This window comes from Halomonas llamarensis, assembly GCF_023555005.1.
GTDB lineage: Bacteria > Pseudomonadota > Gammaproteobacteria > Pseudomonadales > Halomonadaceae > Vreelandella > Vreelandella llamarensis.
In genome coordinates, this window is record NZ_JAMJPJ010000012.1 from 16,708 (window position 1) to 38,764 (window position 22,057).

General features: G+C 52.0%; 22 protein-coding genes and 1 tRNA gene. 11 read left to right on the top strand and 12 right to left on the bottom strand.

The features are described from left to right. Positions 1-3: 3 nt before the first annotated feature. Entirely contained in the window at positions 4-324 is a 321-nt protein-coding gene (locus M8006_RS09005) for an ArsR/SmtB family transcription factor (RefSeq protein ID WP_250081370.1), read from the bottom strand. A 292-nt stretch (positions 325-616) separates the two neighbouring features. On the opposite strand from M8006_RS09005, the gene M8006_RS09010 reads away from it, so the two are divergent. From M8006_RS09010 to M8006_RS09020, 3 genes are all read left to right on the top strand, one after another. Continuing rightward, positions 617-2,527: a propionyl-CoA synthetase gene (locus M8006_RS09010; RefSeq protein ID WP_250081372.1), complete on the top strand. Its 1,911-nt coding sequence runs from the start codon at positions 617-619 to the stop codon at positions 2,525-2,527. Between the two features lie 206 nt (positions 2,528-2,733). Next, positions 2,734-3,402, top strand: coding sequence for a 7-cyano-7-deazaguanine/7-aminomethyl-7-deazaguanine transporter (locus M8006_RS09015; protein ID WP_250081378.1), 669 nt, complete (start codon positions 2,734-2,736; stop codon positions 3,400-3,402). Positions 3,403-3,460: 58 nt separating this feature from the next. Continuing rightward, entirely contained in the window at positions 3,461-4,297 is an 837-nt protein-coding gene (locus tag M8006_RS09020; RefSeq protein ID WP_250081380.1) for an alpha/beta fold hydrolase, read from the top strand. Positions 4,298-4,304: 7 nt separating this feature from the next. On the opposite strand, the gene M8006_RS09025 is transcribed toward M8006_RS09020, so the two are convergent. Both M8006_RS09025 and M8006_RS09030 read right to left on the bottom strand, forming a co-directional pair. Then, positions 4,305-5,699 (bottom strand): 3'-5' exonuclease family protein, encoded by a 1,395-nt coding sequence (locus M8006_RS09025; RefSeq protein ID WP_250081382.1) that lies wholly within the window; start codon positions 5,697-5,699, stop codon positions 4,305-4,307. Between the two features lies 1 nt (position 5,700). Then, a complete protein-coding gene (locus M8006_RS09030) occupies positions 5,701-6,825 on the bottom strand; it encodes an ABC transporter substrate-binding protein (RefSeq protein ID WP_250081384.1) in 1,125 nt (374 codons plus the stop codon). Positions 6,826-6,975: 150 nt separating this feature from the next. Between M8006_RS09030 and M8006_RS09035 the strand changes: the two genes are divergently transcribed. Next, positions 6,976-8,682: a potassium/proton antiporter gene (locus tag M8006_RS09035; RefSeq protein WP_250081386.1), complete on the top strand. Its 1,707-nt coding sequence runs from the start codon at positions 6,976-6,978 to the stop codon at positions 8,680-8,682. 163 nt (positions 8,683-8,845) lie between these two features. On the opposite strand, the gene M8006_RS09040 is transcribed toward M8006_RS09035, so the two are convergent. Both M8006_RS09040 and M8006_RS09045 read right to left on the bottom strand, forming a co-directional pair. Beyond that, positions 8,846-8,936: transfer RNA gene (locus M8006_RS09040), tRNA-Ser, on the bottom strand. A 74-nt stretch (positions 8,937-9,010) separates the two neighbouring features. Next, the gene (locus tag M8006_RS09045; protein WP_250081389.1) at positions 9,011-9,775 is read right to left on the bottom strand and encodes a sulfite exporter TauE/SafE family protein; all 765 of its coding nucleotides are present in this window, start codon (positions 9,773-9,775) and stop codon (positions 9,011-9,013) included. 280 nt (positions 9,776-10,055) lie between these two features. On the opposite strand from M8006_RS09045, the gene M8006_RS09050 reads away from it, so the two are divergent. From M8006_RS09050 to tusB, 4 genes are all read left to right on the top strand, one after another. Continuing rightward, positions 10,056-10,745 (top strand): Bax inhibitor-1/YccA family protein, encoded by a 690-nt coding sequence (locus M8006_RS09050; RefSeq protein WP_250081391.1) that lies wholly within the window; start codon positions 10,056-10,058, stop codon positions 10,743-10,745. Positions 10,746-10,825: 80 nt separating this feature from the next. Beyond that, positions 10,826-11,218 carry a sulfurtransferase complex subunit TusD gene (tusD, locus tag M8006_RS09055; protein ID WP_250081393.1) on the top strand — a complete coding sequence of 131 codons (393 nt, stop codon included), beginning with the start codon at positions 10,826-10,828 and terminating at the stop codon, positions 11,216-11,218. 12 nt (positions 11,219-11,230) lie between these two features. Next, positions 11,231-11,596: a DsrE family protein gene (locus tag M8006_RS09060; RefSeq protein WP_250081396.1), complete on the top strand. Its 366-nt coding sequence runs from the start codon at positions 11,231-11,233 to the stop codon at positions 11,594-11,596. An 11-nt stretch (positions 11,597-11,607) separates the two neighbouring features. Continuing rightward, entirely contained in the window at positions 11,608-11,895 is a 288-nt protein-coding gene (gene tusB / locus M8006_RS09065) for a sulfurtransferase complex subunit TusB (RefSeq protein ID WP_250081398.1), read from the top strand. Positions 11,896-11,984: 89 nt separating this feature from the next. Here the strand turns inward: tusB and M8006_RS09070 are convergent, their stop codons facing one another. Beyond that, positions 11,985-12,926: a histone deacetylase family protein gene (locus M8006_RS09070; RefSeq protein ID WP_250081401.1), complete on the bottom strand. Its 942-nt coding sequence runs from the start codon at positions 12,924-12,926 to the stop codon at positions 11,985-11,987. Between the two features lie 154 nt (positions 12,927-13,080). On the opposite strand from M8006_RS09070, the gene M8006_RS09075 reads away from it, so the two are divergent. Then, complete coding sequence (locus M8006_RS09075) at positions 13,081-15,828, top strand: bifunctional acetate--CoA ligase family protein/GNAT family N-acetyltransferase (RefSeq protein WP_250081404.1); 2,748 nt, start codon at positions 13,081-13,083, stop codon at positions 15,826-15,828. An 81-nt stretch (positions 15,829-15,909) separates the two neighbouring features. Here the strand turns inward: M8006_RS09075 and pdxH are convergent, their stop codons facing one another. Continuing rightward, positions 15,910-16,554, bottom strand: a complete 645-nt coding sequence (gene pdxH / locus M8006_RS09080) for a pyridoxamine 5'-phosphate oxidase (RefSeq protein WP_250081405.1) — start codon at positions 16,552-16,554, stop codon at positions 15,910-15,912. Positions 16,555-16,743: 189 nt separating this feature from the next. On the opposite strand from pdxH, the gene M8006_RS09085 reads away from it, so the two are divergent. Continuing rightward, entirely contained in the window at positions 16,744-17,421 is a 678-nt protein-coding gene (locus M8006_RS09085; protein WP_250081406.1) for a cytochrome b/b6 domain-containing protein, read from the top strand. 123 nt (positions 17,422-17,544) lie between these two features. On the opposite strand, the gene M8006_RS09090 is transcribed toward M8006_RS09085, so the two are convergent. From M8006_RS09090 to M8006_RS09100, 3 genes are read right to left on the bottom strand one after another with little or no spacing between them, the layout of a single operon-like run. Then, positions 17,545-17,940, bottom strand: a complete 396-nt coding sequence (locus M8006_RS09090) for a DUF2069 domain-containing protein (RefSeq protein ID WP_250081408.1) — start codon at positions 17,938-17,940, stop codon at positions 17,545-17,547. After that, positions 17,940-18,560 (bottom strand): NAD(P)H:quinone oxidoreductase, encoded by a 621-nt coding sequence (gene wrbA / locus M8006_RS09095; RefSeq protein ID WP_250081410.1) that lies wholly within the window; start codon positions 18,558-18,560, stop codon positions 17,940-17,942. Before wrbA ends, M8006_RS09090 begins: the two co-directional genes overlap by 1 nt. Next, the gene (locus M8006_RS09100; RefSeq protein ID WP_250081412.1) at positions 18,557-19,078 is read right to left on the bottom strand and encodes a gamma-glutamylcyclotransferase family protein; all 522 of its coding nucleotides are present in this window, start codon (positions 19,076-19,078) and stop codon (positions 18,557-18,559) included. The genes wrbA and M8006_RS09100 overlap by 4 nt, the downstream gene beginning before the upstream one ends. Positions 19,079-19,167: 89 nt before the next feature. Here M8006_RS09100 and smrA point away from each other — a divergent pair, with 89 nt between their 5' ends. Next, a complete protein-coding gene (gene smrA / locus M8006_RS09105; protein ID WP_250081414.1) occupies positions 19,168-19,758 on the top strand; it encodes a DNA endonuclease SmrA in 591 nt (196 codons plus the stop codon). A 108-nt stretch (positions 19,759-19,866) separates the two neighbouring features. Here the strand turns inward: smrA and M8006_RS09110 are convergent, their stop codons facing one another. Beyond that, positions 19,867-20,409: a DUF934 domain-containing protein gene (locus M8006_RS09110; protein WP_250081416.1), complete on the bottom strand. Its 543-nt coding sequence runs from the start codon at positions 20,407-20,409 to the stop codon at positions 19,867-19,869. Continuing rightward, on the bottom strand, positions 20,399-22,054 hold the full coding sequence (locus tag M8006_RS09115) for a nitrite/sulfite reductase (protein WP_250081418.1): 1,656 nt from the start codon (positions 22,052-22,054) through the stop codon (positions 20,399-20,401). Before M8006_RS09115 ends, M8006_RS09110 begins: the two co-directional genes overlap by 11 nt. Between the last annotated feature and the right edge of the window lie 3 nt (positions 22,055-22,057).

A 22,057-nucleotide genomic window follows, 5' to 3' on the forward strand; every position in this document is an offset into this window, starting at 1 on the left:
GCGCTAGTGGCAAAACTGAGCTGCTAGCGTCTCTACCATGGCTTTTGCCCCATCACTTGTCAGCGAATAGTAAATAGTTTGTGATTCGCGCCGGGTATGCACCAGATTATCACGGCGCAAAATCGCAAGATGCTGAGAAAGCGCCGATTGGCTTAATGTGAGTTGCTGATTTATCTGCGTGACTGATAGTTCCCTCTCTAGCAGCAAACACACGATTTGTAATCTTTTTTCATTTGCCATGGCTTTTAACAGTAATGTGGATTGCTCAATGGCTCGGCTATTTTGTGCCAGCAAATCAGCGGCGGCGCTCTGGGATAAGGGCATAGGAAACTCCTAGCGTACACGGTGCAATGCGGTGTTATATCTTATGTATGTGGCAATGTAATGTTCGGTAATTTAGTAAGTCTTGTCCAAACCGCTAATTAACGTTTAATCAATGGTAGTAAAAATATGTTTGTTGACAATATTTAAGAATTTATACGCTTTTAGTCGGATTTTAGCCCATAGTATGACGGATATTTCCCCGCTTTCTTTATAAAGTGTCAACAATCATGCTGGCGCTTCTATTTGTTGTAGCGCTGCTTACCGTTGACAAGCACTGACATGCAGGGAACTTATGAGCCGTTATCAGCAAGAATTCCAGCACGCCACGCAAACCCCGGAGACATTCTGGGCAGAGCAGGCTAAACGAATCCCATGGTTTACGCCGCCGTCGACGATCCTGTCGTATGACGAACACCAGCATGCCCGCTGGTTCGGTGATGGCGAAATGAATATTTCCTATGCAGCGCTTGATTATCATGTTGAACAAGGGCGTGGAGAGCAGCCCGCTATTTATTGGGACTCCCCGGTCACTGGTAAAAAAGCCACGATTACCTACTCAGAGATGCGTGATCGCGTAGCCTATTTCGCCGGAGGGCTACAAGCGCTTGGTGTTGAAAAGGGGGACCGCGTTGTTATCTACATGCCAATGATCCCGGAAGCGTTGGTCGCCATGTTTGCCTGTGCCCGGCTAGGGGCGATTCATTCGGCTGTGTTTGGTGGTTTTGCGCCTAACGAACTGGCTGTGCGCATTGAAGACGCGCAGCCAAAGGTCGTGGTGGCGGCTTCGTGTGGGGTCGAGGTTAATAAGGTCTTGCCTTACAAACCAATCATCGACCATGCGATTGAACTAAGTACACATAAACCCGATGCGTGTGTTGTCTTTCAGCGTAAAGAGCATCTGGCAGAGCTGGGTGAGCGCGACCATGACTGGGCAGCATTGGTTGAAAAAGCCCCTTACGCCGAATGCATGCCAGTTAAAGGCACAGACCCGTTGTACGTGCTGTATACCTCCGGTACCACGGGTAAGCCAAAAGGGGTGGTGCGGGATACGGCAGGCTACGCGGTGGCGCTTGCGTACTCAATGGAAGTGATTTATGACGTCGAGCCGGGCGATGTGTTCTTCTCCGCCTCTGATGTTGGCTGGGTCGTAGGGCACTCCTATATTGTTTATGCGCCGCTGCTGCGTGGCTGCACCACCGTGGTGTATGAAGGTAAGCCGGTAAAAACACCGGATGCCGGTGCTTTTTGGCGTTTGATCGAAGAGTACAAGGTAAAAAGCTTCTTTACCGCGCCGACTGCCTTTCGGGCGATCAAAAAAGAAGATCCCGATGCCAAGCTGCTAGAGCAGTACGATATCAGTAGTTTGAAAAACCTCTACCTGGCCGGTGAGCGTCTCGACCCGCCTACGTTTCACTGGCTTGATGACCTGCTTGACGTGCCGGTCATCGACCACTGGTGGCAAACTGAAACCGGCTGGCCCATCGCCGCTAATGTGCCGGGCCTTGAGCCGATGCCAACCAAGGCTGGTTCAGCGACCGTTCCAGTACCGGGCTTTAACGTGCAAATTCTTGACCGTGACGGTGATCAGGCCAATGCTATGGAGCAAGGTAGCGTGGTGATCAAACAGCCGATGCCGCCGGGGTGTTTGGTGGGCGTGTGGGGGGATTCCCAGCGGTTCCATAGTGCGTATATGGCAGCTTTTCCCGGCTACTATTTAACCGGTGATGGTGGCTATTTTGACGACGAGGGGTATCTTTTCATCATGGGCCGTACCGACGATGTCATAAACGTCGCTGGGCACCGTCTCTCTACCGGTGAAATGGAAGAAGTGGTGGGGGCTCATCCGGCGGTGGCTGAGTGTGCGGTGATTGGTATCCATGATGAGCTTAAGGGTCAGCTACCAGTAGGGTTAGTGATTCCCAAAGACGGCTTTGATGGTGATGAAACTACGCTGGAAAACGAGCTTATCGCACGCGTTCGTGATCAAATTGGCCCGATTGCTTGTTTCAAACAGGTACTGGTAGTTAATCGCTTACCCAAGACACGTTCCGGTAAGATTTTGCGCAAACTGCTGCGAAACATTGCCGATGGTAAAGAGTTTGGCGTGCCGTCCACCATTGATGACCCGACCAGCTTGGAAGATGTACACGGCGCAATGCGCGAACGCTCTGTCGGCGCAGCGGATAAAGCCACGCCGGTATAAACGCAAGATTAGACCTAAGCTAAACCCCCGCCGATAACATCGGCGGGGGTTTATACCGTTATCTTTTATGCGCTAATCAATATCTCTTGTAAAAGCTGGAAGGTGAATTCCAAAAGTCAGGTGCGTATAATGCCTCGCGCTGCCCATCACGGGCGAGGAGGGTTCCCTTACCCCTCTTTCACTTAACGAAAAAGGCTATCCTACCTATGTTCGTGCTAACAAACGCCCAGCACCGCCGCTGCCTCTTCATGATGGTGGCGTTTCATATTGCTATTATTGCAGCAAGCAACTACTTGGTTCAGTTGCCGTTTACACTTTTTGGTTGGCATACCACCTGGGGAGCCTTCAGCTTTCCGTTTATATTTTTGGCCACTGATTTAACCGTACGACTGTTTGGTAAAGAGCCTGCCCGTGCGATCATCTTGCGCGTTATGCTTCCCGCGTTGATTATTTCATATGTGATTTCCGTGGTATTTCCCCGCGGCGAGTATGTGGGGTTAGCTGGGCTTGGTGAGTGGAACTTATTCGTTGCGCGCATTGCCGTTGCCAGCTTTTTGGCTTATGTGCTGGGTCAGCTATTAGACGTGCAAGTGTTTAATCGGCTGCGTCAGTGGGCCTGGTGGGTGGCACCGGTTTGCTCAACGGTCGTGGGGAACTTAGCTGATACACTGGCGTTTTTCTCAGTGGCATTTTATCAAAGCCCTGATCCCTTCATGGCGGCAAACTGGTTAGAAATCGCGCTGGTGGATTATGTGATTAAAATAGCAATTAGCTTACTGTTTTTCTTGCCTTTATATGGTGTGTTATTGGCGTGGTTAACGCGCCGTTTGGTGGTTTGGACAGGGCGTCGTGACGCGGAACCTGGCGTTGCTTAATAGGACAGAATGCTCTGTAACGAATTAGGATTTTATCGCGAAGATGCCGGGAGTCTTTATGCCTAACGCTTCATCCGTTGAACTGCACTATCTTGATACAGGCCTTGTCGATATGGGCCCAGCCGAGGCGAGGGATGCTCTGCCATTGGTGGTTATTCACGGCTTGTTGGGGAGTGCGGATAACTGGCGCTCGCACCTAAAAGCGTGGCGGCCGTATCGCCGTGTGATTGCGGTGGATTTGCGCAATCACGGGCGCTCGCCACATGCAGAGGGAATGTCCTATACGGCAATGAGCGCCGATGTGTTGGCGCTATTGGACCAGCTGGGTGTGGAAGAGACCCATATCCTCGGCCATTCCATGGGGGGTAAAGTAGCGATCAGCTTGGCGCGTTTAGCCCCTGAACGTGTTGCGTCGATGGTGGTGGCCGATATTGCGCCGGTGGCTTATCAGCATGGGCACGATGATGTGTTTGCCGCCTTGCGCGAAGTTGAGTGCGGCCAACCGAAAAATCGCCGTGACGCGGATACCTTGTTGGCAAGGCATGTTGACCATCGCCCTACACGGCTTTTCTTGGCCACCAACCTTCAGCGTCACGAGAGCGAAAAGGGTAACGTGTTGAAACTGCGTATTGGGTTGGACGTCATTATGGCAGGCTACGACGATGTCGTTGGTGAGCCAGCGGGTGATATGCCTTATGAGGGACCGACGTTGGTGCTGCGTGGCGCAGATTCCGTGTATGTCAGTGATGACATACTGCCCGAGCTGCGCAAAGTATTGCCACAAGCGCGAGTGGTAACGCTGAAAAACGCTGGCCATTGGCTTCATGCCGATCAACCTGAGGCATTTCAGAAAGCGGTTGAAGCGTTTTTGGCATCGCACCGGAAAGGCCTTTAATCGGTGTTCATGCTGGCGCTGGAAGCGTCACAACTTCCAGCGCGTGTGACGCCGGGTCACGTAAAAATCGGTTAAGGATACGATAGGCATCCAAATCGAAGACGGCGTTGGTTGTTGTCAACTCGGTGGCGGCGGCTTGACTGTTGGCTGTGCCTAAATAACGCCACTGGTTCACGACGTGATACGCGACCTGCCAACGTTGCGGGTGGCACTCTTTAATCGCGATGCTACCCGGCCACGGCCATGCGCTGACCCGCAACTGCGCTAGGGCATTTTTCGCCCGCTTGGTATGCTCATCCATTGGCTCTTGGCCGCAACACGCTCCACGGCACTTGCCAAGCTGATGAGCAAAGCAGCGCCCGCGTCTCTTCTCTAAGCCCAACACCTGGGGACACAGCTGTTCCTCTTCGGCGATGCGTCGCAGTGCGCTTTTGGCGTCGCGAGCCGAACGAAAAGGTCCATATAGGGTGCTGCTTACAAGCTCCATGGCGTTGGCGTCGAGTAAGCTGGGTTGGGTTGTCTCTTCCGGCCAGTGCCAGGCGGTAAGCCGCCGCTGTTTGCGCAATCGGCGATTCATAATCGGCATCAAGCTTTTGACTAGCTGCGCTTCGCGTAGTTGAGCGCCGAGATCGCCTGCCGTTTCTTCCCACTCAATATGCTGAACTTGTTGAGCAAGGCGCATTTCTTTGTCGTCTTGGTGGTCGCGCTGAAAATGCCCCAGTACACGGCCACGCAGATTTATGCTTTTCCCCACGTAAAGGGGCAGCTGATTATGCCCGTAAAAGAGATAAACCCCGGGTGCTTTGGGCAGCTGTTCTAACAGTTCCGGGTCAAGATGGGCGGGCAGGCTACGATAGCGATTTTCCGTGGCGAGTAGCGCTTCCCATTGAGCGGCTGAGTGCTGCGCCTGCCAGGTTTGCCATAGCGACCACAGGGCTTCAACGTCATTCTCTGCGCGGTGGTGGTGAATGGCTGAAATATCGTGGCGAGCAAGCAACGCTGGAAGATTGTGTTGGCGCTCTTGGGGTGCGATGCGTCGGGAAAGTCGCAAAGTGCATAACAGCGGCGAGCGGTAATTAACCCCGGCGCGCGTAAATTCATTGCGTAAAAAGCCGAAATCAAAGCGTGCATTGTGGGCGACAAGCGGCGCGTCACCCAACCACTCGTAAAGCGAGTGCGCGATATCGGCAAAACGCGGGGCATCGCTGAGCATGGCGTCAGTGATCCCTGTGAGCTGGGTGATATTGAAGGGGACGCGTATGTCGGGGTAAATAAGACACGTCCACCGGTCGACGATATCGCCATCAACCACTTTTAATGCCGCGATTTCAGTAATGCGGTCACGTGTTGCTCGCATGCCCGTGGTTTCGACATCGATAAAAATTAAGGTCGAGGAGGTCATGTCAGCGTTCGTGCGGGTCAATGGCTAAATGTTCAACCTCTAAGGGTGCATCAGTAATACCGCGCTGGTATAAAAACGCTTCATAGGCACGGTAGCGGCGTGTATCTAATGCAGCGGGTCTTAGGGCAATACGCCGCAGCAAATCCTCCCAGGCGTTAGCGTTAATGCTGTTATCAAGTACTGGGTAAGCGGTGATCAGTGTTTCCCAAGCGAGATTCGGGTTGTTGATCATCCAATTCGTTGCGTCCTCTAGTGCGATGACAACGCCCTCCCAGGTATCAGCGCGCTTATTTAGTGACTGGCTATTGGCCATAACGATCAGACCATCGTGGCGGGGGATTGATAGCGTTTCGTAAGAAATGACCTTAGCTTCCATGCCTTCGGTGGCCAGCTGGGCGGGAAGGGTATGGTAAAAGCCGTCAGATACCGCTTGAACTTTTTGTTCAGTAAGCGCTCGGGCCGCATCAAAATGCAAGCTTTCTGGGGGAAGTGCATCTTCATCGGATTGGGTAATGACGTGGGGAACCAGCCCAGGGATAACCAGCTGTTCACCCTCTCGAGTGGTAAAACCAAAATGAAGTGTACCAAGTGCTTCTAAGTCATTCTGAGTAGGGGCGTTGCTTACGTGTTCTGCCGTCGTGATAACGGCGTTCAATGGGGTTTCAATCAGGGTGGCAATGCGAATCAGTGTTGCTCCTTGGTGTGCGCTCAAGTGAAGAAGGCTCTGGCGCCCTAGAGCGAGATCGACTTCTCCGGCCGCGAGTAATTTAGTTGGCAAGGAAGGGTCGCCTGGAGATTGCCATTGCACTTCCAAACCTTGGCGTCGAAAAAAACCACGCTCTTTAGCCAGTAAAATGGGAGCATGCTGAGGGCTTAAAAACCAATCTAACATGACGTTGACGGTTTCAAGCGGGGGGGTCGCCAGCGGCTCCGGTGGCGCTATGACCGTAGTCGGGACGTCGCTGCCGCTTTCTTTAATATGCCAGAGCCTATCGGGTAGCTGCACATCCGAATTTAGCGAGATAGGCTCTTCAGCATGGGCCACAGCTGCTAGCGTAACAGACAGCGCAGCCATTAAGGGCAGTACATAAAAAGCGAATACGGTGCGCAAAAAGCATCGTAGCATGAATAATACTCCTAGGATTATCGTATGAAGTGTATCCGGATCGCAAATAGGCTGGCTAGCTTCGTTATCAACGTAATGTCTCAATATGCCTCAGTAAAATAGGTCCTGGCGTGCAATAATGGTGGAGTATTGAGGCTGAGATGGGGAATCATGGACGCACTGTATACTTTCTTTTTGCTCGGCGGTTTGTTGATGACGCTGAGCATTTTAGCTAGCCGGTTATCGTCAATTATGGGCGTGCCGCTGTTATTGATTTTTTTAGGCTTAGGGATGCTTGCCGGGGAAGAAGGGGTTCTCGGCATCGAGTTCGATGACTACTCCATGGCTTTTGTCATCGGTCACCTCGCGTTGGCTATGATTCTTCTTGATGGCGGTTTGCGCACGCGGCTAAAAACGTTCCGCGTAGGCTTCAAACCGGCGCTCACATTGGCCACATTTGGCGTGTTTCTCACCAGCGCGATTGTCGGGGTGATTGCGACATGGATGTTTGACCTGACCCTAGTGCAGGGGTTGCTGGTGGGAGCCATAGTGGGCTCTACTGACGCAGCGGCCGTTTTCTCCATGCTTAGCGGTCGCGGGGTGAATTTAAACGAACGCGTAGGCGCGACACTAGAAATCGAATCGGGCACCAACGACCCGATGGCAATTTTCCTCACCCTAATGTTGGTAGAGCTCCTAGTGGGCGAGATCGGCGGTTGGCAAGAAACACTGCTGTTTTTTCTTTCCCAGTTTGGTATTGGCCTTGCAGTAGGTATTGGCGGGGGCTGGGTCAGCGCTAAGCTGCTGCGTTGGCTAGATTTGGCGCCAGGGCTCTATTCCATGCTGGCGCTTGCTTTGGGGTTCAGCGTTTTTGGTCTGACAAGCGTGCTAGGGGGCAGCGGCTTTTTAGCCATCTACCTAGCTGGTTTGATGATTGGCAACCAACCAGGGCGGCATTTGAACTTTATTTTGCCGGTACACGATGGTTTGGCATGGCTTAGTCAAATTGGTTTGTTTTTGGTGCTAGGGCTTTTGGTAACCCCAAGCGAGCTATGGGACGTCGCGTTGCCAGCTTCAGTAGTCGCGCTGGCGCTAATTTTCTTAGCCCGCCCACTTGCGGTATTAATCACGATCAAGCCGTTTTTTAAGTTCCGCTGGCGTGAAACGCTCTTTATTGCCTGGGTTGGCTTACGTGGGGCTGTACCGATTGTGTTGGCGATTTTTCCCGTCATTGGCGGGGTGGAAAACGCCTCGCTTTATTTCAATATCGCCTTTGCTGTCGTGTTGATGTCGCTTTTGATACAAGGTGGTTCGCTTGCTTGGATGGCGCGATGGATGCGGGTGGAAGTGCCTAAGGGAACGACCCCCAATCGCCGTGGCCCGCTTGGTATTTTGCCTGAAAACGACTTTGAGATGTTCGTATACGTGGTGGAAAACCAGGATCTTGAGGATGTGCCGATTCGTCTTTTGCGCTTTCCGTCTGGTGCGCTGATTTCCGCCCTATTTCGTAACCATGTCATGCTGCATCCAAAAGGCAGTACGCGTTTAAAACTGGGTGATGTTATCTGTGTGATTGGTCGCACCGAAGATTTGCCAGGGTTAAATCGCTTGTTCAACGGCGATGCTAAACTCAAGCGGGAACGCGCATTTTTTGGCACCTTTACCTTGGATGGCAGTGCGCGAATGCAGGATATCGCTCAGGCTTACGGCTTAACGCTGAGCCCGGGAGAGCAAGATATGACACTGGCGGAGTTTATCGCTTTGCGTGTGGGCGGCCACCCGGTCGTTGGGGATGACGTCGATTGGCACGGTATTCATTGGGTGGTAAGCGATATGGAAGGCGGTAAGATCACCCGTATCGGCCTGCGTCTGTATTAGCTTCAATAAGTTAGTTGGCAGCACTTCGATGCGAGGTAATACACGGGGTTTAGCAAGCCTTTAGGGGTTGGTGAATGACGTTGTGGTAATTTAGCTTTGCTGTTGATGTTTTATTTTAAATAATAAAAAAAGCCCTGTAAAAACAGGGCTTTTTCATGAAGCTTGGCGGAGGGACAGGGATTCGAACCCTGGAAGGGCTATTAACCCTTGCCGGTTTTCAAGACCGGTGCATTCAACCGCTCTGCCATCCCTCCGACTTGGTTGCGTATATTACCAGCTTTCCCTTAGAAGTCAATGCTCTTAAGAGAAAAGTCGTCTATTAACAGCACTAGCTGCCGAGCCGTTGAATGCCCACCCAGAGAAGGCGCAGTGCTAAAAGCGTTAATACCCATTTGAAAAGGGCATCAAACCGATACTCTGAAAGGTAGTGCAGCAAACGAACACCTATCCATGTACCGATAAAGCCAAAAGCGATCATAGCGGAGAGTAAGCCGAGCCAGTCGTGAAAGGCAAAGCCAGCCAAGCCAAAGATGAACACTTTTGTTAGGTGCTGTATTGACATACAAGCGGAAAACGTCGCTATTTTGTTTAATCGGTTGGCTTGGCCTTGCTTGATAAACGCGGAAACCATCGGTCCGCTAGCGCCAACAAAACTGGATAATAACGTGGTAATAGCGCCTGCTATGACGGTGCCGACGGCGCCTAAAGCATGTTTGGGTAGCGGTGGCCCCCAGCAGGAGTAAAGCACAAAGGCAGCAATACAAAATTCAAGCATACCAGCGGGCAAGCGTATGATTAGCCAAATAGCGGTCAAGGTTCCAAGCACGGCGCCGGGTAGAAAAGCCGCGATGGTTCGGCGATCAATATGCTGCCAAGTTAAAGCTGTTCGACCTACATTAGAGCCAAGCTGCACCATACCATGAATAGGAATAATAGCCGCTGATGGCATTACCTGAGCCATCGCCATGATCATCAAAAGCCCACCCCCCACGCCAATAGCAGCGGTGAAAGCCGACGTAAGCGCGGAGATAATGATCAGTAATGCATTAATACCGCCTGAAAGCGGGGAAAGTGTCTCAAGCAGAATGGTCATTGGCGCAGCCAAACGGAAAGGACTAGGCTGCTATACATAGGTGGTTAGTAGCGGCTTGCAAGGCCAACGGGGTGTAGCCTTGTTTAGTGAGTATGTCAGCTCTTTCGCGTTCATAATCAATCCAATTAGTGGGTTAGAGAGTGGGTCACGACTTCCATTCTTGGTACAAGCATAGCGCAGGTGAAATTAGCTTGCATGCAATGGTGAGGCTTGCGTTGGGAACTTGAGAGCGGCATGCTTGTCAGCTGTTGTTAACGCGTTTTTATAGGGAGCAAGTCGCATGGCTTACAACGACTCACGTGTTTCGCGTTCAGCGCCTGCTGAACAAAGTGGTTATTCCAATAGCATCAACACAAACAAAGTGTTGCGCAACACCTATGCCTTGCTTGCCATGACCCTGCTGTTCTCAGCAGTAACGGCTGGTGGAGCAATGGCGCTGGGCATTGAGCGCATGAACATATTTGTGTTCTTTATCGGCGCTTACGGTCTCATGTTTTTAGTGCATAAAACGGCGAATTCAGCAATGGGGTTGCTTGCGACGTTCGCGTTCACCGGTTTTATGGGATTTACCTTAGGCCCGATTCTATCTGCCTATCTCGCCCTGCCTAATGGTGCTTCGCTGATCATGACGGCATTAGCGATGACAGGTGTGACCTTTTTTGGCCTTTCGGCGGTGGCTTTGGTCACTAAGAAAGATTTTGGTTTCCTGGCCAATTTCCTCGTCGCAGGCGCAATTGTGCTAATTCTGGCCATGGTTGCTGGCTTGATCTTTAATATTGCGGCGCTGTCACTAATGGTGTCGGCTGGCTTTGTGCTGTTTGCCTCTGCCGCCATTTTGTACCAAACAAGCGAAATCATTCATCGCGCGGGCGAAACCAACTATATCTTGGCCACCATTACGTTATATGTCTCTATCTATAACCTGTTTATCAGCTTGCTTTCATTGCTAGGTATCATGAGTAGCGACTAATATATATAAGTTAGCAAGTTGAAGCTTGGCAAGCCCTATCGAAAGGTAGGGCTTGTCTTGTTTTAAAAGGAGAGAGCAGTATGCGATATGCACTGCTAGTCATGGGAGCGCCTTATGTCAGCCAGGCGCCGCATTCGGCGCTGCGATTTGCACATGCAGTGATCGGTCAGGGGTATGATCTTGAGAGTGTTTTTTTCTACCATGAAGGGGTACACAACGCTTCATCCCTGGTTACGCCTGCCCAAGGTACCACATGCCTGCGCAGTGCCTGGAAAGCCTTGCATCAGCAATACAACGTTAACCTGGACGTGTGTATCGCTGCGGCACTACGGCGAGGTTTGGTTGACTTGGCAGAAGCTAATCGCCATGGATACTCAGCCTATAACGTTGAGCCTCCCTTCGAGCTAACAGGTCTTGGGCAGCTCATTGCGCTCCAGCAGCGTTGTGATCGTTTAATAACATTTGCCCCTTAGTGGAAACGAGCCATGAGCCAAAAAGATACGTTACTGGTCGTCATTAGGCAGGCACCGCAAAGCGGGCACTGGCTACAGGAAGCATTAGATGCCGCCATGGTAGGCGCCGCATTTGGTAAAACAGTCAGTCTTTTATTCATGGGCCAGGGGGTTTTGGCATTACTGCCAGGTCAGGCGCAAGAGCCTGGGTCAGAAAAACCACGACTTCCAACACAGGAAACGTTGGCTATGTACGATATCCAGCACTTATGCGTAGCGGCAAACGATCTTCATGCAATTAGCGTGAAAGCCGATGATCTAGTAAAAGGAATAACGCTGCTAGATGAGGAACAAATGCTTGACTGTTTTGCCGATGCCGCAAATGTTCTTAATTTTTAAGGGGAGTCCAGGTGCTGTTACACATCGTTAACCGGGCGCCGCAGTTTGGCGAGGCGGCCTCTCAGGCACTGCGTGTGATGGGGCCAGAAGATAAACTTGTGCTGATTGAAGACGCGGTCATCGCAGTGTTAGATCAAGCATGGCAGGGGTGGACATTAGCCGCTGAGCGAATTTTTGTCATGGAAGAAGACCTGGAGGCGCGCGGGTTATTAGCCTTGGTTGCACCGGAGCAGAGAGTGAATGTGAATACCTTCGTGAAGTTATCGGCATGCTGCCAACAAGCCATTTCATGGCATTGAAAAATATACCGTTAACTTTATTTTACAAACAGCATAGTTAAACTTAGTTTGTCAAAAAACTATATGGGACTCATTTCACTTTAATATAATTATGGAACAGCGTCGAACGGCTGCCCTAAAAGGGCTTTGATGTGTGCTTCAACCCCATTGGCTAGTGTTATGAGGTTATAACCGCCTTCGAGAACGGAAACCACGCGATTGTCTGCATACAGCGTCGCTATTTCCATTGCCAAGTGCGTTACCCAGTAGAAGTCTTCATTTTCTAGGCATATATCTGCCATCGGATCATCACGATGAGCATCAAAGCCGGCAGAAAGCATGACAAGATCAGGTTTAAACGCATGCAGGGCAGGCAGCCAGTGGTTTTCTACAATGCGACGGAATTCATCACTTTGTGTGCCCACTTCAAGCGGCGTATTCACTACGTTTTGCCACTCACTACGCAGGTAGCGCCATGGGTAGAAGGGGTATTGAAAGCTACTGCAGATAAGGTAGTTCGGGTTATTCTTAAAGATATCGATCGTACCGTTACACTGATGTACATCGAAGTCCAGAATAGCGATGCGCCGGGCCCCATATTTTTCACGTGCGTAGGCGGCACCAACCGCTATATTGTTATAGAAGCAAAAGCCCATTGCATCGGAAGCTTCCGCATGATGCCCCGGCGGCCTTGCCGCGCAAAATACGTTATCTGCTTGGCGCCGAAAAACTTGATCAACCCCGCGTAATACGGCCCCGGCTGACATGCGTGCTGCTTTTAAACTATCAGGGTTCATCATTGTGTCGCTATCGAGCGTCACAATCCCTTCGATAGGAACGCATTTCTCTAAGGCTTTAAGATGGCGAATGGGGTGCACGCGCGCCAAGTCTTTATCAGTGGCCTCCTTGGCATCCCCCTGCATGGTTTGCTGAAGAAGACCGGATAGTGATAGCCGTGCACTAATCGCCTCTAAGCGTTTCGGGCTTTCTGGATGTTCAGGCCCCATGTGATGCAAAGAGCAGTGAGGGTGGGTAAGGTAGGCAGTAATCATTCAAACGCTCCATTATGAATATAGGCACCATAATCGCCTCGAGGTGTCTTGCGACAGTGTCAATAAGTCTTAAATGGCATATTTATTTAGCCATTTGCTTTACCGTCGCGATGGCTGAGCGTACTTATTTTTGACCGTAGCGGGAGAGCTATACGTGAGTACACGCTTTTTACACCATTTTTTTGAACCACGAACGATTGCGGTTTTTGGTGCCTCAGAAAAACCTGAATCGTTGGGTGGCTTAGTGCTGCGCAATATTCAAGAAGGTGGCTTTAAAGGCACTATCTGGGCGGTGAATCTGCGTGGTTATGCGCATGTCTTTGGTGAAACGTGCGTAAGCCACGTCAATGATCTTCCCGAGGTGCCTGACTTAGCCGTGATCTGTTCACCGATTGATGGCGTTCCCCAGCTCATTAAACAGTTAGGCCACTTTGGTGTAAAAGCCGCTATCGTTCTCTCTGGTGGCGCATATTTAGATCGTGATAAAGGCAATAAAGGATCCATTCGCGAACGCATGTTAAAAGGCGCCCGGGCTTCGGGTATTCGCTTGCTCGGGCCTGAATGTATGGGCGTAATTGTGCCAGGGAAAAAGCTCAATGCTTCTTATGCGAGTCAGCAAGTAAAAGCCGGTCGCGTTGCCTACCTTGGCCAGTCTGGAATGCTTGCCAATGCGATGATCGATTGGGCGGGAGGTCGTGACGTTGGCTTTTCTCATTTAATCACCGTGGGCGATAGCGTCGATGTGCTGCTGCCTGACTTAATCGACTACGTGAACCAGTTCTCCCCAGCCCAAGCAATTTTGCTGCACTTAGAGCGGGTCAACGATGCGCAGCATTTTATGACCGCAGTGCGTGACGCTTCACGCAACCGCCTAGTGGTGGCGATTAAAAGTGGCCGTACGATCGAATCCGATATTTCGGGCATGCCGCCAACGCCTGGCATTGCTAACCGCGATAAAGTCTTTGATGCGGCATTTTCGCGCGCAGGCGTTGTGCGGGTAAATGACTCCGATGAGCTCATTGATGCGCTAGAAACGCTTTCACGCATGAAGCCGCTTAAAGGAGATCGGCTTGCGGTGGTCTCCAACGGTTTGGGACCCGCGATGCTCGCCATCGACAAGCTTATTAGCGCTGGGGGAAAACTGGCTCAATTTAGCGTCGATACCCAGCATGCTCTGCATAAAAGCCAAGTGGATCTCACTAAACCGGGAGAAAACCCGGTAGACCTTGGAGGCAACGCAACACCACAACGCTTTGTCGAGGCGTTAGAAATCGTGGCCGCTGACGCCAATGTTGACGCCGTATTGGTGGTGCACGCGCCCACTCGTTTAGCACCATCAAAAGCAACGGCGCAGGCGCTGATTGAAAATCGCAAAAAATTCCGGCGTAACTTATTGACCAGCTGGATGGGGTTAAAAGAGGCGCTGAATGCACGCCACGAGTGTAATGTTGCGGGTATTCCAACGTACATCTCGCCGGAAAAAGCCGTTAAAGCGTTCATGCACATGGTGGATTACCAACGCGTTCAGCTACTGCTGCAAGAAATACCGCCAAGCCTACCGTTTTCCACCAGCCTGGATGTTCGCGCCCAGTGCCGCACTTTGATTAAAAAGGCCAAGGAGGTGGGACGTCAAACATTAACCCACTCGGAAACGGCAAGCGTGCTGGAAGCCTATGGCATCCCTACCGCCACCAGTGTGTATGTTCACACGGAAGAGGAAGCCTTAGAAGCGGCGAAGCGTATTGACGGGGCAAAAGCACTAAAAGTCGTACACGAAGGAAATTGCTGGCCATATCGTTACCGCAAGCACCCTCATAAGATTTCAGCTGGGTTGCTGCAGGATTTGGAAACCGCTGAGGAAGTGGCAGATGGGGTTAAGCGTCTGGGCGAAAAAGTCCGGGATAAATTCCCTGAATATGTGATCCACGAGTACTGTCTACAGCCGATGCAGCGTGGTAAGCACTCGATGCAGATTTGTGCCGGGGTTACGCGTGATCCGGTATTTGGGCCATTGATCGTTTTTGGTATTGGCGGCTATAAAGTGAATATTTTGGCTGATCGTCAGGTGGCACTACCTCCTTTGAATATGAGTCTTGCCGCCGATGTTGTCGGGCGAACCCATGCAGCGTCACTGCTACGTGAGCACTCTGCGGACTCTCAGCGCGATATCGATAGGCTCTGCCAGTTGCTCGTCAAGCTATCGCAAATGGCATCCGAGCTCACCGAGTTAAGAGGATTGGAAATTAACCCGTTACTTCTCAATCGCGATGGAATCGTTGCGGTCGATTTTGCCATGGACCTTGGCCCGCCCGCACGCTTTGCCATTATGCCGTACCCTGAGGAGTTGCGTGAATGGGTGACGTTGAAAAATGGCTGGCAAGTTGAGGTCCGCCCGATTCGCGCCGAGGATGCACCGCTCATTACCAACTTCCACCGCCAGTTGTCAGAAGAGAGTATCCGGTTTCGCTACTTCCACAATAAATCAGACCTGACGAAACGCGATTTATCGATGTTGTCGCACATCAATTACGATCGTCAGATGGCTTTTATTGCCGAACATCAATGCGATGATGGCAGCAAAGAGATGTTGGGCGTTGTACGAGTGTTTAATGACCCTGACAATATTCGCACCGAATTCTCAGTGATTATTCGTGACGATCTTCAGGGGCTTGGGATTGGTAGCCTACTGATGAAGAAAATGATTGATTACTGTCGTAGCATCGGCACGTTAGAAATGATCGGTAAAATCATGGTGGATAATCACCCGATGCGAGCACTGATGAAGTACCTAGGCTTTAAGTGCCGCTATAACATGGAAGAGCAGGTAGTTGATGCGGTGATGCGCCTTAATGAACCCGAAAGCGAGTGGCAACGCCACCGCTTGGAGAGCTTGCCTGACTAAGTAAGGCCTGAACACGAGGACGATATTCTCGCCCTTGTGTTCGCTCTAACCTGATTTGGATACTTACCACACTAACGAGAATTAAGGCGCGAGGCGAAAGCGATTCCAGATTTCGCCTTCACGGCGCTCAAAGCGTATACGGTCATGCAAGCGACTAGGTTGGCCTTGCCAGAACTCAATCATATCGGGGATAACGCGATAGCCACCCCAGTGAATTGGGCGCGGGATATCTTGGCCTTCATACGCTTGTTCAAAGCGCGTTTGACGCTCTTCTATCCAGTTGCGGTTAGGAATGATAACGCTTTGTGTCGCAATCCATGCGCCCAGCTGATTACCTCGCGGACGACTGTCAAAATACTCATCGGATTCGTCGGCAGAGACCTGCTCTGTACGTCCTTCAATACGCACTTGACGAGAAAGAGACGGCCACCAAAACGTCAATGCCGCATAGGGAACATTGTTAAGTTCGCTACCTTTGTGGCTATGGTAGTTAGTGAAAAATACCATGCCATTTTCATCGAAACCTTTAAGCAACACGACGCGAGCGTGAGGGTGCCCTTGACTGTCTACGGTGGCAAGCGTCATGGCATTGCCGTCTTTTCCTTCGCTCTCAAGGGCTAACGTAAACCATTCATCAAACAGAGCAAAGGGGTCATCAGACGTGTGTGACTCGTCTAGCCGACCTCCCTCATAGTCGCGACGAATGTCGGCAATATTACGTGTCATTGTATTACTCCCCCAAAATGTTTTACCTATGTTCGCTGCTCTAATGCAAAAGCTCAAGCGCTCTTTTTGTTATAAGGCGGACTCTCCGGTTTGCACCACAAGCTGCGACGAACCGCCTCGCATTCTATGAGAATCAAGGGATAAATGCGAAACTCATAACTCTTCTAACGCCGTCATGAGAGCTCAGCAATGCGTCACGTTTTTGTATGGGATATTTACGTTCGGGTGTTTCACTGGGGGTTAGTGGGTGCTGTGATAATGGCGTTTTACACTATGGAAACCAGCGGTGCGCCGTTTCTTTTCCCTATTGAAGTGCATGCGAAAGCAGGATATACCGTACTTGGGCTCTTGGCTTTTCGCTGGCTTTGGGGGCTGGTGGGTAGTCATTATGCACGCTTTCATACCTTCCTTGCGGGGCCGTCCGGTTCACTTGGCTACGCGAAAGCGACGATTCAGCGCTCGGCTACGTCTTACGCAGGGCATAATCCGCTGGGTGGCTGGATGGTTGTAGTCATGCTGCTATCCTTAACGTTTCAGGCGGTTAGTGGGCTTTTTTTAAGCGACGATATCTTCTTCCAAGGACCGCTTCATGGTCTTTTTGGCGGCGATGTCAGCAAAGCGCTCTTCAGCTGGCATCGGTTTAATTCCAACCTTTTGGTCGTGCTTATCGGGTTGCACTTGGTGGCAATTGTGGCGCACCGGCTGATGGGGGAAAAACTGGTAAAGGGGATGGTTACCGGTGTTAAAACGCTTTCGCATCCTCCTGTGGATTACCCAGCCTCGGGCGAGGTAAAAATACGTTGGGGATGGGCATTAGTGGCTATTTTTGTAGGAATTGCGGTTACGCTTACGTTTTGGCTTGGGTAAGTCATGATGGTTAATAACAAAACCGCTGAGAAGTGCGCGCTTCTCAGCGGTTAGTTTCTGATGAGTTGTTAGCAGCTAAGGCAAACGATTCAGCACTTTTCGCCATAATTCATGTGATATGGGTCATTGGTGAAACCGTAACTGACGGCTGCGAAAGCGGGCATAGCCCATGCAGCCGGTAAATAGAGCCAAGGAGACTAGCGCTTCCACCACCCCCCGTAATGCTTGGCTAGGCAGTGTGGCCACCATGACACCTTGAGTAAAATAGAGCAGGCTGACAAAAGCCAGCCAAGCATGCCCTCGTGGTCGACGCCCAATAATAGAAGGCAAAAACAGTACAAGGGGGAGTATAAACGCGACGATAGGGCGCCAATTAAACGTGTCCCCTTGAAGCAGGAAGCCGCGATAAAGCGTCAGTAACATAAGTGCTGCATAGCTTAGGATGACTAATTGGCGCGAGCGCAGGGTTAAGTTATCCAGCCCGTACTGCTGTTCGACGTTCTCCAGCCACTGACGCATTAAGCCTCCTCACGCATAGATTGCAGTGCCAGCGCTAGCTTGGCAATGCGCTTACCTTGAGCGGTGCAGAGTGCTCTTTCGCTCGAATCAACTTGGCGGTCACTGCGCGCGCCCGCTAGGTGGCTTGCGCCATACGGTGTTCCGCCTGCTTGCGTTTCAATAAGCTCTGTTTCGCTGTAGGGCAGGCCGGCAAATACCATTCCGTGGTGTAATAGTGGCACCAGCATAGTAAGTAGCGTGCTTTCTTGGCCGCCATGCAGGCTTGATGAAGAGGTAAACGCACAGGCAGGCTTGTCGATTAACGCGCCATTGAGCCAAAGATTACTGGTGCTATCGAGAAAATGCTTCATCGGCGCTGCCATATTGCCAAAACGCGTAGGGCTACCGATTGCCAGCCCAGCGCAGTAACGCAGATCATCAAGCTCGGCATATATGGCGTCTTCTTCCGGGATTTCTGGCTCAACGGCTTCACAGGTAGGTGATACTGGCGGCACACATCGCAAGCGAGCCTGCATTCCGGCAATGCTTTCAACGCCTTCGGCAATTTGCCGTGCCATGGTCGCGGTTGCGCCGCTGCGGGAATAATACAACACAAGAATATACGGCTGGTTAGCGCTCATTGGACGGTCTCTTTCTCGGCAAACTCTTTCTGGGTAAATTCTTTCTCGATATGCATAGCGACGCTCATCGCATCAAAAATTGGATCATTCATGTTAGCAGACTCAAGCAAGCGACGGTAAACCCAAGCCGCAGTGCCATCCGCAAGGGGGAGTTTCACTCGCTCGTAGCGAACTCCTAAGCGCTCGTAGCGATCTAGCCGTGCCAACTGTTCAGGCGTGACGGTCAAGCGTAATCCATTAATATGCTCACCCGGCGAGGGCGAGATATCCAGCCCTTCACGTGTGAAACCTTCAAGAGTGGCAGGTGCAGGATTTCCTAATGCGCCCATCACTACAAAACGCACCGGCGCGTATGTCAGGGTTCCGTACACAAATACCTGATGTGGGCGCGATTGAATCGAAGAAAGGTGATCGGGTCGATCGTAAAACCAGGGACTAAGCATGGTCAGCCACAGCCAAGTGGCTATACCCACAAGCACGATGAGTAAAAATACTGCGAAACGCGTTACACCTGTCATGGCGATTCCTTTATTGTCCCATATCGAATGCTTAAGCATTGTGCCTGCTTTTGCTACGATGCGCTCTCGACCTGCCGGAGGAATGCAACATGAATCAGTCACTGCGTGATGACCGGGATTTCAGGGCAATGATGGGGGATGTGAAACCGCTAAGGAGCCACAACCGAGCGGAAACGGGGAAAAAACGTTCCGATGCAACAGAAGCTCAGCGCGCAAGACGGGAGTCGGCAGAAGAAGCGTTAGGTGAGCGTAACTTCCTCTCGGATGATTTTGTTGATTTGGTGCCACCGTTTGATCCGATCACGTTTCGCCGTGAGGGCATTCAGCAGGGTGTCGTGGATAAGCTCAAACATGGGGGATATTCGGTGCAAGCGCAGCTTCATCTTAATCGTCGGCCGCTAGCGGAGTGTCGCCGCTTGCTTTTCCCTTTCATCTACGATGCCTACGCTCACGACCTGCGATCCATATTGATTGTCCACGGCCGGGGGCGAGATATCGATAGTCCTGCCAATGTCTTACGTTCTTATGTGGCGAAATGGCTCATGCAGTTTGACGAAGTGCAGGCCTATATTTCGGCGCAATCCTCTGACGGCGGGTTGGGGGCGACTTGGGTCATGCTGCGAAAAAGCGAGCGGTCCAAAGCCAATAACCGTGAGCGCCAGCAGAAACGCCGTGGCTAGCTATCGCCAATTCAGCCGTCGTCAACACAAAGGGGCAGCCGCATGGCTGCCCCCTGTGGTTAGATGACCGAGTGGTTAGATGACTGAGTGCTTAGATAGCTGACGCACTTAGCGATTAGCGTTAAGGCGTTTTTCAAACAGTGCCTGGCGTTCTTGGACATCCGGTTGGTAGTGTACGCTGAAAAAACTCAGTGCCCTAAGGGCATCCTCGGGGTGCTGGTCATCGCGAAGCGCCATGGCGGTAAAGCCACAGCGGCGCATGTACTCCAACTGGTCGACCAGTACATCACCAACCGCGCGCACTTCACCCTGGTAGCCGAAGCGCTCGCGCAATAGCCGAGCAAGGGTGTAGCCCCGGCCGTCGGTAAACGCCGGAAAATCAATGGCGACTGCCTGGGCCGAACGGATCTCATCGGCCAGAATAGCCGTGAGTTCGCAATCGCTTGCCAGCAGCGGTGCCAGTTCGGTGTCTTCCTGATGAGCTTTCCAGAGCGCCAGTGGTACAAACGCAGGGCGCTGCTCAGGTAGCGCCTCAGCGTCGTAAGACACACACCAAGCGTTTTCCGCCGCCAGTTCACCATTTTCGATCAGGTGATCAGCATGAACCGGCGTTAGCTCAATCGCATCGGCCTGCTTGTCATTAGGCGGCATAAACACGCTCCTTGAAGGGTTTCAGTCCAATACGGCGATAGGTGTCCAGAAAGCGTTCATCTTCATGGCGCTGGGCCACGTAGACTTCCAGCACTTTTTCGACGACACCGGGTACGTCTTCACGGAAAAAGGAGGGGCCGAGGATCTTGCCCAAAGAAGCATCATCGGTCGAGTTGCCGCCAATCGATATTTGGTAGTACTCCTCGCCCTTTTTATCAACGCCCAAAATGCCAATATGCCCCACGTGGTGGTGACCACAAGCATTCATGCAGCCGGAAATGTTCAAATCCAGCGGCCCCAGATCGTAAAGGAAATCGAGGTCTTCAAAGCGTTCCTGCAAAGCCTGGGCGATCGGTATCGACACCGCGTTAGCCAGGCTGCAGTAATCGCCGCCCGGGCAGCAGATGATGTCGTTGAGCGTGCCCACTGTTGGGTTGGCCATGCCCAGCGCTTCAAGCGCTTGCCAAAGGGTTTGAAGCTCGTCCACCGGCACGTCGGAAAGTACCAGGTTCTGCTCGTGGGTAACGCGGACTTCGCCGAAACTGTAACGGTCAGCGAGGTCGGCGATGGCGTCCATTTGGTCAGCCGTCACGTCGCCGGGGGCATGCTCGCGGCGCTTGAGGGATAGCGTCACGGCTTTATAGCCGTAGACCTTGTGGTCGGTCACGTTATTGGTCACAAAGCGTGCAAAGCCTCGGTTTTCCCGACGAAAGCGCTCGTAATCAGCTACTGCGCTTTCTTCCACGCTGCGCCGTTCAGGCTCTGGAAAGTGGCTTTTAGCTGCCTCGATCGCGGCAGCATTGAGCGTCTGAGGGCCATCTTTCAAATGCACCCACTCTTCCTCGACGCGACGGCGGAACTCTTCGATCCCCAGCGCCTTGACCAGGATCTTGATCCGCGCTTTAAATTTGTTGTCGCGACGCCCAAACTGGTTGTAGACCCGTACGCACGCTTCCAGATAGGTGAGCAGGTGTTGCCAGGGCAGGTCGTCGCGTACCACATCGCCGATCATCGGCGTGCGGCCCAGGCCTCCGCCAGCGAGAACTCTGACGCGCAGTTCGCCAGCCTCGTTGTACCATAGCCGCAGGCCGATATCATGAACCTGGATGGCCGCGCGGTCCTGAGAGGCGCCGCTGACGGCGATCTTGAACTTGCGTGGCAGATAGGCAAATTCAGGGTGTAGCGTCGACCATTGGCGAATCAGCTCGCACCAGGGACGCGGATCTTCCACTTCATCGTTGGCAATGCCGGCAAACTGGTCGCTGGTGGTATTACGAATGCAGTTGCCGCTGGTCTGAATCGCATGCATCTGGACGTTGGCCAAATCCGCCAGAATGTCCGGCACATCTTCCAGGGCAGGCCAATTGAGCTGCAGATTTTGGCGCGTGGTGAAGTGTCCATAGCCGCGGTCGTAACGACGGGTAATATCCCCCAGCGCACGCAGCTGACGACCAGCCAACATGCCGTACGGGATCGCAATGCGCAGCATGGGCGCATGGCGTTGGATATAGAGACCATTCTGCAAACGTAGTGGACGAAATTCTTCTTCTCCCAAACGCCCGTCGCGGTAGCGATCCATTTGATCGCGAAATTGAGCGACGCGCTCATCTACCAGCGTTTGGTCATGGGTGTCATAGCGGTACATGGG

Bases quoted from the DNA above. Each gene is read 5' to 3' on its own strand.
- M8006_RS09005 (WP_250081370.1), bottom strand. From the start codon at position 324: ATGCCCTTATCCCAGAGCGCCGCCGCTGATTTGCTGGCACAAAATAGC.
- M8006_RS09010 (WP_250081372.1), top strand. From the start codon at position 617: ATGAGCCGTTATCAGCAAGAATTCCAGCACGCCACGCAAACCCCGGAG.
- M8006_RS09015 (WP_250081378.1), top strand. From the start codon at position 2,734: ATGTTCGTGCTAACAAACGCCCAGCACCGCCGCTGCCTCTTCATGATG.
- M8006_RS09020 (WP_250081380.1), top strand. From the start codon at position 3,461: ATGCCTAACGCTTCATCCGTTGAACTGCACTATCTTGATACAGGCCTT.
- M8006_RS09025 (WP_250081382.1), bottom strand. From the start codon at position 5,699: ATGACCTCCTCGACCTTAATTTTTATCGATGTCGAAACCACGGGCATG.
- M8006_RS09030 (WP_250081384.1), bottom strand. From the start codon at position 6,825: ATGCTACGATGCTTTTTGCGCACCGTATTCGCTTTTTATGTACTGCCC.
- M8006_RS09035 (WP_250081386.1), top strand. From the start codon at position 6,976: ATGGACGCACTGTATACTTTCTTTTTGCTCGGCGGTTTGTTGATGACG.
- M8006_RS09045 (WP_250081389.1), bottom strand. From the start codon at position 9,775: ATGACCATTCTGCTTGAGACACTTTCCCCGCTTTCAGGCGGTATTAAT.
- M8006_RS09050 (WP_250081391.1), top strand. From the start codon at position 10,056: ATGGCTTACAACGACTCACGTGTTTCGCGTTCAGCGCCTGCTGAACAA.
- tusD (WP_250081393.1), top strand. From the start codon at position 10,826: ATGCGATATGCACTGCTAGTCATGGGAGCGCCTTATGTCAGCCAGGCG.
- M8006_RS09060 (WP_250081396.1), top strand. From the start codon at position 11,231: ATGAGCCAAAAAGATACGTTACTGGTCGTCATTAGGCAGGCACCGCAA.
- M8006_RS09070 (WP_250081401.1), bottom strand. From the start codon at position 12,926: ATGATTACTGCCTACCTTACCCACCCTCACTGCTCTTTGCATCACATG.
- pdxH (WP_250081405.1), bottom strand. From the start codon at position 16,554: ATGACACGTAATATTGCCGACATTCGTCGCGACTATGAGGGAGGTCGG.
- M8006_RS09085 (WP_250081406.1), top strand. From the start codon at position 16,744: ATGCGTCACGTTTTTGTATGGGATATTTACGTTCGGGTGTTTCACTGG.
- M8006_RS09090 (WP_250081408.1), bottom strand. From the start codon at position 17,940: ATGCGTCAGTGGCTGGAGAACGTCGAACAGCAGTACGGGCTGGATAAC.
- wrbA (WP_250081410.1), bottom strand. From the start codon at position 18,560: ATGAGCGCTAACCAGCCGTATATTCTTGTGTTGTATTATTCCCGCAGC.
- M8006_RS09100 (WP_250081412.1), bottom strand. From the start codon at position 19,078: ATGACAGGTGTAACGCGTTTCGCAGTATTTTTACTCATCGTGCTTGTG.
- smrA (WP_250081414.1), top strand. From the start codon at position 19,168: ATGAATCAGTCACTGCGTGATGACCGGGATTTCAGGGCAATGATGGGG.
- M8006_RS09110 (WP_250081416.1), bottom strand. From the start codon at position 20,409: ATGCCGCCTAATGACAAGCAGGCCGATGCGATTGAGCTAACGCCGGTT.
- M8006_RS09115 (WP_250081418.1), bottom strand. From the start codon at position 22,054: ATGTACCGCTATGACACCCATGACCAAACGCTGGTAGATGAGCGCGTC.